Origin of the sequence: Lysinibacillus sphaericus, assembly GCF_006864135.1 — a bacterium.
In the GTDB taxonomy this organism is placed as follows: Bacteria; Bacillota; Bacilli; order Bacillales_A; family Planococcaceae; genus Lysinibacillus.
Map to the genome: position 1 here is coordinate 1 of NZ_SADV01000028.1, position 12055 is coordinate 12055.

At 36.5% G+C, this 12055-nt stretch carries 10 protein-coding genes; 2 read left to right on the forward strand and 8 right to left on the reverse strand.

The genetic code is table 11. From position 1 onward, the window contains the following. A partial coding sequence (locus C7Y47_RS21225; protein WP_142510567.1) for an IS30 family transposase occupies window positions 1-438 on the forward strand: 438 nt, incomplete at its 5' end. Between the two features lie 222 nt (window positions 439-660). Here C7Y47_RS21225 and C7Y47_RS21230 read toward each other — a convergent pair. From C7Y47_RS21230 to C7Y47_RS21240, 3 genes are all read right to left on the reverse strand, one after another. Continuing rightward, complete coding sequence (locus C7Y47_RS21230; RefSeq protein WP_142510568.1) at window positions 661-2118, reverse strand: MDR family MFS transporter; 1458 nt, start codon at window positions 2116-2118, stop codon at window positions 661-663. 15 nt (window positions 2119-2133) lie between these two features. Then, window positions 2134-2580: a MarR family winged helix-turn-helix transcriptional regulator gene (locus C7Y47_RS21235; protein ID WP_142510569.1), complete on the reverse strand. Its 447-nt coding sequence runs from the start codon at window positions 2578-2580 to the stop codon at window positions 2134-2136. Between the two features lie 237 nt (window positions 2581-2817). Continuing rightward, the gene (locus tag C7Y47_RS21240) at window positions 2818-3414 is read right to left on the reverse strand and encodes a GNAT family N-acetyltransferase (protein WP_142510570.1); all 597 of its coding nucleotides are present in this window, start codon (window positions 3412-3414) and stop codon (window positions 2818-2820) included. Window positions 3415-3509: 95 nt separating this feature from the next. Between C7Y47_RS21240 and C7Y47_RS21245 the strand changes: the two genes are divergently transcribed. Then, window positions 3510-4868 carry a PLP-dependent aminotransferase family protein gene (locus tag C7Y47_RS21245; RefSeq protein ID WP_142510571.1) on the forward strand — a complete coding sequence of 453 codons (1359 nt, stop codon included), beginning with the start codon at window positions 3510-3512 and terminating at the stop codon, window positions 4866-4868. Window positions 4869-4939: 71 nt separating this feature from the next. Here C7Y47_RS21245 and C7Y47_RS21250 read toward each other — a convergent pair whose 3' ends face one another. The 5 genes from C7Y47_RS21250 to C7Y47_RS21270 form a co-directional block, all read right to left on the reverse strand. Beyond that, window positions 4940-5983 carry a hypothetical protein gene (locus C7Y47_RS21250; RefSeq protein WP_142510572.1) on the reverse strand — a complete coding sequence of 348 codons (1044 nt, stop codon included), beginning with the start codon at window positions 5981-5983 and terminating at the stop codon, window positions 4940-4942. Window positions 5984-6001: 18 nt separating this feature from the next. After that, on the reverse strand, window positions 6002-7459 hold the full coding sequence (locus tag C7Y47_RS21255; RefSeq protein WP_142510573.1) for an MBOAT family O-acyltransferase: 1458 nt from the start codon (window positions 7457-7459) through the stop codon (window positions 6002-6004). 653 nt (window positions 7460-8112) lie between these two features. Next, complete coding sequence (locus C7Y47_RS21260; RefSeq protein ID WP_142510574.1) at window positions 8113-9081, reverse strand: quinone oxidoreductase family protein; 969 nt, start codon at window positions 9079-9081, stop codon at window positions 8113-8115. An 830-nt stretch (window positions 9082-9911) separates the two neighbouring features. After that, the gene (locus C7Y47_RS21265; RefSeq protein ID WP_142510575.1) at window positions 9912-11096 is read right to left on the reverse strand and encodes an NAD(P)/FAD-dependent oxidoreductase; all 1185 of its coding nucleotides are present in this window, start codon (window positions 11094-11096) and stop codon (window positions 9912-9914) included. A 50-nt stretch (window positions 11097-11146) separates the two neighbouring features. Further along, window positions 11147-11575 carry a DUF1641 domain-containing protein gene (locus C7Y47_RS21270; protein WP_049667242.1) on the reverse strand — a complete coding sequence of 143 codons (429 nt, stop codon included), beginning with the start codon at window positions 11573-11575 and terminating at the stop codon, window positions 11147-11149. Window positions 11576-12055 lie beyond the last annotated feature (480 nt).

Here is a 12055-nt window from a genome sequence, read left to right on the forward strand (position 1 = left end):
GGACGTGGGAAAGCAAAAGGTTGTGTAGCAACATTTATTGAGCGAATGACACGGTGGTATGTTGGCTTTTTGATACCAGATCGCTCAGCCCAATCAATGGAAAGAGCAGTACGTCTTCTTCATACTAAATTACCAAAAGGCACTATAAAAACAGCCACAACAGACAGAGGTAAAGAATTTAGCTGCTATAAAGTGTTAGAAAAAGACTTAAAAATTGATGTTTATTTTGCGGACGCCTATTCTTCTTGGCAACGCGGAAGTAACGAAAATGGAAATGGATTACTTCGCGAATTCTTCCCTAAGCAAACAAATTTCGATGAAGTATCACCAAAAGAACTAACAGAAGCATTAAACTATATCAACAACCGACCAAGAAAATGTCTTGGTTGGAAAACTGCAAACGAGGCATTTGATGAGCAACTGTTGCACTTAATTTGACAAATCATCTTATAAAAATACGTTAAAAGATGTGCGTTCTGACTGAACCGTAACAAGTCAAATCGCTTCAAAGGCGCTTAGTACATCAAGAGTTTAAACTGCCCGTATGCTTGGGGCGGTTTACTTTTTTGTGCTGAGAAAATATATGTAAGGATGTAGGTTAGTTTGAAGTCTTGATAAAATAGAGCTCAATTTAATGAAAAGTTTAATCCGTTGTTAATTTCATTTTTCTAAAGAAGATTTCGATTGTGTTATTCGTGTTGCTACGAAACAAGTAATTATGATAATTACTGATAAAATCAAAAATTCCTTATGTAATCCAAACGCAATGGCTTCTTTTATGCTTTGTAAATTTGAGTTTGAAAGTGAAGTATCATGGTTATTATTGAATATCTGACTAACATCTATATGTGATGTATCTTGCTGTTTACTTAGATATTTTGTTGCTTGTGTCATAGAGATAGCTGTAAATACTGCAATTCCGATTGTTTGACCTAAACTCTGCATAAATCGAAAAGATGCAACTGATATTCCTCTTAATTTCCAATCAACTTCAGACTGAACCACTACTGTATATGTTGTGGTAGCGAATCCCATTCCTGCACCAATGAACGCTGTATAAATCATAAATAACCATACAGGCGTTTCAATTGAAGCTGATGACAATCCTAAACAACCGATAAAAATAATAATCGAACCCAACAAAGTAATAAATCTAAAAGACTTTTTAGAGATAAGCCTGCCAGCTATAATGGAGCATAAAGGCCACATTATTGAGATTGGTATCATAACTAATCCTGATTCGGTTGCTCCACCACCATAAACGCCTTGAATCCATAAAGGAATGTGGAATGAAATAACAATAAACACTGAGCCTAATAAGAAAATAGCTAAGTTAGCTACTGTAATGGGACGAATCAAAAAAAGTTGTAATGGAATAAGGGGCTCTGGGGATTTACGTTCAATTATAATAAAAAGAATGAAGCATATAACACTTACAGATAAGGTTAGTAGAGTAAGCATTGATTCCCATGGCCGATTTAATATGTACAATAAAGAGATAATTGCAATGGTAAAAGTAATAATTCCGCTATAATCAATATATCGTTTTTTCTTTTCAAATGTTTCATGCAGAGAAATAAACAATAAAAACATAGAAACTATCCCAAATGGAATGTTTAAATAAAATACCCATCGCCAAGAAACATAGTCAACTAAAATCCCTCCAACTAAAGGACCGACAATTCCTGCGATTCCCCATACACTACTGAGCCAACCTTGTACTTTTGCTCGTTGCTCAAAGGGATAAATATCTCCGATGATCGTAAAGGTTATACTGGATAAAGCACCGGCTCCCATGCCTTGAAGTGCTCGAAAAATAATAAGCTGTAACATGTTTTCGGATAAGCCACATAAAATAGACCCGATTAAAAATATTGTTATTCCTATATTAAACATCATTTTGCGACCGAATAAATCCGCTAGCTTTCCGTATATTGGGGTAGTGATTAATAGGGTCATTAGATAGGCCGAAACAACCCAGCTCATCATTTCTAATCCACCTAAATCACCTACCATTTTCGGCATCGCGGTTCCTACGATAGTACCCTCAATTGCAGATAAAAAAGTGGCAATGAAAATGGCCACCGTAACATTTCTTGTATTCGTCTTTCTATTCATTAATACCCTCCTTAATTATTCCTCATGGTTTAAATGTTGAACAAGTTTGCTTAAGGTGCTGGATAAACTTTCTAATTCCTCGTCGGTTAAAACTGAAAATGAATTTCGGTTACTTTCTTCACATAATGGTTTGATTTGTCTCATAGTACCCTTTCCTTTTGAAGTCAATCTTGCTCTAGTAATCCGTCGATCTTCAGCGTCTGGAAATGTCTCGAGATACTCCCCATTTTGTAAACGTTCAACAAGCCCAGTAATTGTTTGTTTCGTAACTAACGTATCTAAGCGAAGTTCTTTTAGGGTTACTTCTTCCTCGCGCAGAATGGTCCCCAAAATCATCCATTGTTGTGCACTTTTTAAACCAACTTGTTGTGCCAATCCGCCTCCAATTCTTCTAAGTAAACTAGATGCACGAAAAACGTCTAACATAATATCCAAATACATTTCATCTCGTTCTTTTTCCATATCGTACCCTCCATAAAGTCAATATATTGACAATTGGATTGTAGCAAAGTCCAGAAAAATAGTCAATAAACGTACTATCAATATACGAACTAATAAAAGGTCTGATAATCTCTACTACCGAACTTTAACTAATGCTGTACCTATAAAAAAAGAGGTACAACATTTAAACTAGTAAGGATGAAATCAATCCTTTTGTACAACTACTTGTCTTTAGCGTTACAGGGTTGACCATTCTTTTTACCCCAATTTCTCTGTAGTATCAACTAGCAACTGCTGCAAATGTTTTTTCACTTGTGGCCATTCTTGTAAAGTAATGCTGTACATCACTGTATGACGAATCGTACCATCCTTCCGCACCATATGATTACGTAAGACCCCCTCCTTTGTTGCCCCTAAACGTTCAATCGCCTTTTGAGAACGTAAATTTTCGTGGTCTGTTTTAATTTGAACACGCTGTAAGTTGAGTACCTCAAAGCAGTATTGTAATAATAAATATTTGCAATTCGTATTAATGGCCGTACGCCAAAAAGCAGGTGTTATCCATGTAGTACCTATTTCAAGTCGTTTATGCGTTTCATCAATGTCCATAAACCGAGTCGAACCAATGATTTGTCCAGATTTTTTATCCACAATTACAAATGGAAACTCAGTTTTTTCACGTTTTGTTTTTAATGCCTTGTCCACAAAGTTATTCACATCGAGCATTTTCTCAATTGTTGTGGACATGTGGGGCCATATCTCTGGATAACTAGCTGCCTCCAATAACCCTTGCGTGTCCTGTTGTTCTAATGGCTTCAGTAATACTACCTCATTTTCTAATGCTTTAAAATCCATGTTGCTTCACTCCTTTTTACCTATTTAACGGCATTTTTGATATGATAGATAGAACCAATTTTTGAAAAATACACCGTACCAGGAGGTGCAATATTTTGGAGTTATCGATCTCATTTACTGGAGATGCATCGAAATACGTGCAAATCTACGAGGAATTAAAACAAACAATTTTAAGCAAGAAACTACTGGCCCATGAGCAATTGCCATCTAAACGAACACTTGCTAAAACGCTTGATGTTAGTGTCCATACGATTAAGGAGGCTTATGAACAATTACTAGCTGAAGGCTATATCTATAGTAAGGAACGCTCTGGTTATTTTATAGCGCCCTTTGAATTTGAATGGGAACAGCAGCAAAATCAGCACTTATCCACAGCTATAACACCAACTACATATACTATAAAATTTGATTTTAATAACGGACATGTGGATAAGGGAGCTTTTCCATTTTCGATCTGGCATAAGCTGTTGAAAAAGCACTTTAATGTGGATAATTTAACAACAAGTCCTTGGCCAGGAGAAGCTATATTACGGACGGAAATCGCTCGCTATGTTGAACGATCAAGAGGAGTTACTTGTGAAGCATCACAGGTGTTCGTTTATAGTGGTACACAAAATCAGCTTCAGGCTCTCTGTCACTTTTTTGGCCAAAAAGCACACGTTGGCTTAGAGGAGCCTGGCTTTAAAAGAGTACGTGCAACATTGCAACAATGTGGATTAATAACTCATGCTATTCCTGTTGATAACTTAGGGGTATCAATACCGAAAGCATCCATCCACATGTTATACACAACACCCGCACACCAGTTTCCGCTCGGGATGGTCATGCCGGTTGAACGGCGTGCAGAACTTCTACAATGGGCTAATTCTGCGAAGGCATATATTATTGAGGATGATTATGACTCGGAATTTCGTTATAAGGGGCTCCCTATTCCCTCTTTAGCAAAGATGGATCAGCTGCAACGTGTTATTTATTTCGGAACCTTTTCTAAAACACTTATCCCATCGCTCCGTATTAGTTATATGATTTTGCCTAAATCGTTAGTCGAAGAATTTATGCTTTTTAATCAGGAGCAAAAATCTGTTGTCTCAAAAATAGATCAGCTTGTATTAGCCGATTTTATTGCTCAAGGCTTATTTGATAAGCATTTAGCCAAAATGCGTACTATTTATCGTAAAAAGCAACAGACGTTACTAGCAGCTATTAACACCCATTTTTCTGAGGAATTCGAAGTAATTGGTGAAAAATCTGGGCTACACATCGTTATGAAGTTACCAAAAAGGCTATCTGAGCATAATGCCATTAGGCTCGCACAGGAGGTAGGAATTAAAGTCTATCCATGCTCAACCTCCTATCAGCAAGGCTCTAAACATGCTATGGTCATTATGGGTTATGGTGGGCTAACCGTTGAGCAAATTAACGAAAGCATTGCATTACTTGCAACAGTTTGGTAATCCCCATAAACCTTTTTATAGATAAAAAAAGATGACCCTGACAGTACATATCAGCGTCATCTTTTCATCATTTAGTCAATATTAATATCTACCACTACATTTTTAAGGTACTCATCAAGATTCCCTTTATTTACAGTCTGCATAATAGTTGATCGTTTTTCCCTGTTCTCTAAAGCTTCAATGATTAAATTACCAACGTTTGGGTAGTAATGCAACCAGTCGAAAAAGTCGTTCTCATTCACCGTTACTTCATTCACACCATGGAAGCTGTACACGGTACCAAAAACATCTACCATATCATTCATCCATCTACTATAAGCCTCGTAACGATTTTCATTATGCAAAATTGTCTGAAGCCGTTTGGCAGGCATTAATTCTGTAAAGACTACTAGTTCTGTATTCGGGAATGCATCTTTTATAGCTTGAAGCCTTGTTCGATAGTCGGTATCGTACATAAAAGGCTTAGCTGTCTCTGCTTTAAAATTCTTCTGGAATTTTTGCCACCCTTGCTCCATATCATCATTTGGATACGTAGTTTGAGCAATATTATGACGTGTGTAACTGCGCGCACCATCGTAATGATTTGCTTTTGAAATATCATAATTAAAAAGAGCATAATGCATCGTGCTTGCTGAAAATAAGGACTTTATTGCATAAAAAGGTGCCTCCGACGTCTCGATATAAGTTTGCGGCGGATTCGATGTACTAGGTTTGCCAGCATTCGCCGAATCAAAATATAACTCAATAAAAATTCTCTTAAACGGCTTACCATTTTTCTTTTCAGCATATTTCATGTAAGGCAAATATTCTGTAATATGCAGTCCGCTCAATGAATAGTTATAAACATTTTCTTTTGTAAAAGCCCTCTCATCAAGATACGTAATCCTGCTCGTTCCCATTAACAAACTATCATAGTTAAAATCATGGCTATTGATATAATTTGTTTTTAATTGTCTTTCATCAAAGCCAAGCTGATAGTCGTTAAAGTCATTCGCATGTGTGTAATTCCAAAGAGGGTCAATATAATAATTGAAACCCATAATTCCGAAAACAGGTAATCCTATTACTATGAAAGATGTGGCAAATAATTTTACTAACCATTTTTTCGGATCCAAGTTCATTCACACCTTTATTTAGAAATTAAAATATAAGAATATACTATTTTTTTGCATATAATAAATCGATACTAGCACTAGTGCAATCATAAATTGCGTATAAATGATTGCTCCCCAATTAAATTTCATCTTATCCATTAATTGAATAGAATTTAATGCCGTAAATGCAATAACAAGTGTGATTAAGAGTCCTACAACAATCACTATTGGATCACTGAATGATAGTCCCAAAATATTAAAAGCGCCCGCTTGCGCAAAATTCGTGTGCGGCTCCGTAAAGAAATTAGTTATAGCTGTCATGTTTGGCGTAAACATTTTGGCTATAATAGTATTCGCTTGCTCAATACTTGTTGCACGGAAATATATCCAAGCGATATTAACAAATTGGAAAGTCATAAACCATGAAAGTAAATACGGAAGCTTAATACGTGTTTTACTAAAAAGTCTCACAACTACAGACGCAAAGCCATGCATCAGTCCCCATAAAACAAAATTCCATCCTGCACCATGCCAAAATCCACTGATGAAGAAAATAATTAATATATTTATATAGGTTCTAAATGCCCCTTTACGACTACCCCCTAATGGAAAATAGACATATGTAGTTAAAAACCGGTTCAACGTCATATGCCACTTTTTCCAAAACTCCTGAATATTACGTGCTTTATAAGGAGAGTAGAAATTTACTGGCAGTTTAATATTAAATAATAATGCTAAACCGATCGCCATATCAGAATATCCACTAAAATCATAATAAAGTTGCACTGTATACGATAATGAGGTAATCCAAGCTTCTATAAAACTTAAGTTACTATAATTGGCAAAGCCTTCATTCGCCCATATGCCCACCGTATCAGCAATTACAACCTTCTTGACTAAACCAATTGCAAAAATAAATAAACCTCGTGCAACATGTTCATAAATAATTTTACGATTTCCCTTAGTATCATACTGCGGAAGCATTTCATCATGCTGAACAATTGGTCCTGCAATTAACTGCGGGAAAAACAAAATGAACAGCGCATAATGGCTAAATTTATAATGAGCTGTTCCATCACGATAACTATCAACAATAAAAGCAATTTGTTGGAATGTAATAAAACTAAGTCCTAATGGTAGCAATAAGTGCAACAGTGCAAAATTTGTACCAAATAAACTATTTATATTACCAATAAAGAAATCGGTATATTTATAGTAGCAGAGAATTATAATATTGAAGATGACTCCAATTATCATATACGTTTTTCTCCAACGACTATTGGTACTACTAATTACCCGACTTAAAGCAAAGTTCACAACTATTGAGATTGTGATGATTGCTAAATAAGTTAACTTAAAATAGCCGTAAAAAATCAAAGAGCTCAGTACCAACCAATAGATCGCATATTGCTGGTTTCTAAAACGATTTAATAAAAAATAGATAATAAATGTTATAGGTAAAAACAAGAAAATAAATTCAAAGGAATTAAAAAGCATTGCACCACTCCCCTAATAGCCATTCCTTTATATTCAAAATTTAAGACTCCTCACCACAACATTTCCGTTCCGACTAGACGCTTACCTGAAGACGTTCACTTGCGCTCCAGGGATCTCATCTTTGACGCATTTCCAAAGGCCCTACAATCAACCTAAAACACGACATACGTTTAACAAATATTTAGTGAAGAGCCTATCAAATTTAATGTTTTAATATTATATTTACATCACTTAAATTAGCCATATAACACTTTAACATTGATACACTCGTAAAATCTAAATGAAATAAATACCATTGTTATATTCATTATGTATTTAAAGAGGTCAAATATTATATTATACTAAAAAGTTAACCTAAAACAAATAACGATTTCAAAATAAGGTAGAGAAAGACAAAAACCTATATAATAATACCTCATTTTAACAATTGTTTAAAGGAAATTCCTGTTTGTTGTCGAAAAATGAAAGTTAGAATTATACCTACAAATAAAGTGGTGATTCCTAATAAGGTTTTTACTAGTTTGCTTTCATTCTATTAATGGGTGGGTTTGATTTTGAGCATCCACTCACAACAATACTTTTTTCAAGCTATAGGATCTAAAACAAAAGTAACCTCTGTATAGCGTGTTGATCACTATACAGAGGTCATTCATCTATATTTTAATTAAAATCTTTCCTTGATGCTGACGACTTTCCATCAAATCATGCGCTTTCTGCATGTCTTCTAATGCAAAAATATTAGCAATTGGTACTTGGAAACTTTCATCCTTCAACAGCGCAAACATCTCCTGTGCAACTTGTTGTAACACTTCAGGCTTGGAAGCTCGAGTCGTTCCTAAACTAAACCCTTTCACATTGCGGCAGCTACTATGCAAGTCAGATGTTTTTATATTCCCGGCTTTACCACCGCTATTGCCAAATTGCACTAGCGTACCATACGGGGCTAAACAGTTAAAACTCTCTTCCGTAATATTCCCGGCAATGGAGTCAAAAATAATGTTAACACCATGACCATCCGTATATTCATTCACTTTCGCACTAAAATTATCGTATGTCAGTACATGATGTGCACCTAGTTCAAGGGCAATAGTCGCTTTCCTCATATCACCAACAGTGCCAATAATCTTCTTGGCGCCTAGCTTTTTCGCCATTTGAATCAGCATCGTCCCTGCCCCACCAGATGCAGCATGAATTAATACGCTATCATCTGAGCTAATTGGAGCGATTTGATGTGCCAAAAGATAGGATAGAAACAAAACCGTTGGCACAGCGGCTGCCTTTTCCAAAGAAACATCATTCGGAACTTTAAAGACTAGCTGCTCATTCGCCACCACATATTCTGCATAGGCTCCATTTTTCGGGAATGCAAGAACCACATCCCCAACTTTAAAAGCGCTACTTTTAGCAAAAACCTCCTCAACTACACCAGCTACATCTAAACCGAGTATCATTGGGAAATTTGCTTTTGCTTTATTACCTTTTCTATTTTTAATATCAGCAAAATTCACACTCGTATACGTCGTACGTATTAATATTTCCCCTGCTGAAATAGTGGGCTTTGGACATTCCACATACTTTAAAACATCAGAAGTGCCAAACTCATTAATAATCACAGCCTGCATAAATTTCCCCCTCCTTGTTATAGTTAGATTATAAAATAAAAAGGAATAAATAGGAGGTATTTCCATGAAAATAAAAATGATAAAAGAACAATACAACGGAATCTCATACAAGCATCTCTTTAATAGAAGGTGCTACTATTTGCTATTGCTTTAGCATTAAACCTTCTCTAGTCATCGAATTCAGAAATATTCCTATAAAATCTAGCTTTTGACGTCTCTTTGGCATTTCTGTCGGGGCCATCCACGACTTTGGCCACTCTATCCACGATTTTGGCTGTTCTATCCATCTTCGGCTCTTCTTTCCGTCACTCTAGCTGTTCTTTCCGACCGCTTTGCCGGGGCTATCCACGATTTTGGCTGTTCTATCCACGACTTTGACGATTCTATCCATATTTCGGGTCTTCTTTCCGTCGCTCGGGGCTATCCATGATTTTGGCTGTTCTATCCACGACTTTGGACGCTCTATCCACTATTTTGGCTGTTCTATCCACGACTTTGACGATTCTCTCCGTCACTTCAGCTCTTCTTCCGTCGCTTTGACTGGTCTTTCCATCACTTCGACTTTTCTGTCCGCCACTCGACTCTTCATTCCGCCACTCTGGCTATTCTCTCCGTCGCTTTAACTCTTTTTTCCATCGCTCTGATTTTTCGCTCTAGCTACCCTAAAATAAAACAAAGTATTTTAGCTAAAGTAAAACCCGAACAAATCTGCAAGACACTCATACGGTGTTTTGCCATTGTTCGGGTTTTCTAAATATATTGCTTAATTTATTTGAAAGAATTCGGCTTTCGCAAAGAGCTTATTAGTCATGTCTCAGCCTCATAAAATATTAATACGCTAAGCCGAATAGCGCTTTAATATGTGTAAGATAGCGAATGTTAGACGCTTCTTTCATAAGTGTTGCAGGAAGACCTTTAAGTTCTGTGTTGCTAGCACCGATAGTCGCAACTGCGTCTTTACGACCTAAGCTTGCAAGTGTACCAGAGTTAATTGCAGAGAAAGGCTTCATCTCTTGGTTTTTGTATTGTGCGAATAAGTTGTAACCAGCGCACTCACCCATTTGCCATGCAACTTGAGCAGTTGGTGCATATAGCGGACGCCCGCCATCAGCTGGTAATGCAACAGATGCGTCACCGATGACGAATACATCGTCGTGAGATGTAGATTGTAAGAATTCGTTAATCGTAGCTTTACCGCGGTCAGCAGCAAGGCCAGACTCGCCTACGATTGGAAGTGGAGCTACCCCACCTGTCCAAATAAGTGTATTAGCAACGATTGGTTCGCGATCTTTAAGAGAGATAACATTACCATCAACGCCTGTTACAGGAGTACCTGTAATGAATTCAACGCCACGTTTTGTTAAGCTTTCAGTTGCACGTTGGATAAGTGCATCCGGAAGTACTGGTAAGATTTTTGGACCAGCTTCAACAAGTTTAATTTTAAGATCAGCAAAGTTAACACCGTGTTTTGCTGCGATTTTCGGGAAGTTGTCCACGATTTCACCAACAAGCTCTACACCTGTTAAACCGCCACCACCGATAACGATTGTTGCATCTGCTTCGTCTTTTGTTTGTGCATATGCTTTAATACGATCTTCGATGTGTTTGTTAATTTTATTTGCTTCGTTCACTGATTTAAGTACCATAGAGTTTTCTTCTAATCCAGGGATACCGAAGAATCCAGTTTGGCTACCTAAAGATACTACTAAAGTATCGTAGTTTAAAGTATAACCACTATCTAGGTCCACTTTTTTACTGTCTACATTGAATTTTGTAACTTTAGCGATTTGTAAATCGATATCTAAACCTTTAAAGATTTTTTTAAGTGGTAAAGCAACAGCACCCTCAGCAATAGTACCACCAGCTAAACGGTGAAGTTCAGTGATGATTTGGTGTGTTGGGAATTGGTTTACTACAGTAATTTTAGCTTCATCAGCCGATAGATACTTGCGTGCTGTTAATGCAGTTAAAACGCCAGCGTAACCAGCACCTAAGATGACGATTTCTTTTGACATGATTAATTAATCCTCCGTCCTTACGAATTGAATGTATCTCGAGTCGAGTCTTATTTAGCTTTACGTTCAGCGCTTACTTGTAAGAAAGCATTAACAAAACGGAAAACACCTTGAACTTGCGGGTCTTTTAACATTTTCATAAGACCGAATAAACCAATTACTTCTTGGCTTTCAGAAGCACGGTCTTTCGCTTCAATTGCAGTAGCTGCAAGGTTTTTAGCTGAGCCTACTACTGGGCCAGCCATTTCTGTTACCGCACCAACAGTATCATTTTTAAGTACTTCGTCAGTTGCAACAGCTTGAGCAAACTCATATGATTTTGTTAATAACGTCATCATTTCAGTTAACTTAGGTAATTGTTCAACTAAAGTTGTAAGTGATTCCTGAACCTCAGGCTTTAATAATTGATCTAGCACATCCAGTTGTTCTTGACTCACAGTTAATTGTTCAGACTGTGTTTGGTTTTTCGTTTCTGACATTTTGAACTCTCCTTTGCCATCACTTTTACTATTTTAATTTTATTGCTTCCATGTAAAAAAGACCATTAAGGCACTTCTTAACAGTCGTTACAGCGCGTATATCTTACAAATCACCAGTCCCAAGAGCTGGATAGCAATCCGTATAACTTGTTATTACAATGTTAACTTTATTTTGCAAAAAGTGCATCATAATTCCATCCTTATCTTGTCTTGGTGACATTATAAACTCCATTATAAGTCTGTTTGCACATTATTTCAATGCGCTAAATCACAATTTCGACAATCTTTTCAAAATTCATTGATTTTGTTAACAATGCATCGTATTTAAGTTTTCTTTTTGTCTCCACTATTAAAAAATACAATATTTTTGATTTCAAATTTTTAAATTGCCACTGTAAAACATTTGATTTTCAATAGTATTTAGTCTATTTAAACTTCCCCTCGATTGTTCGTATAATACTAATAAAAAAATTTATCGCC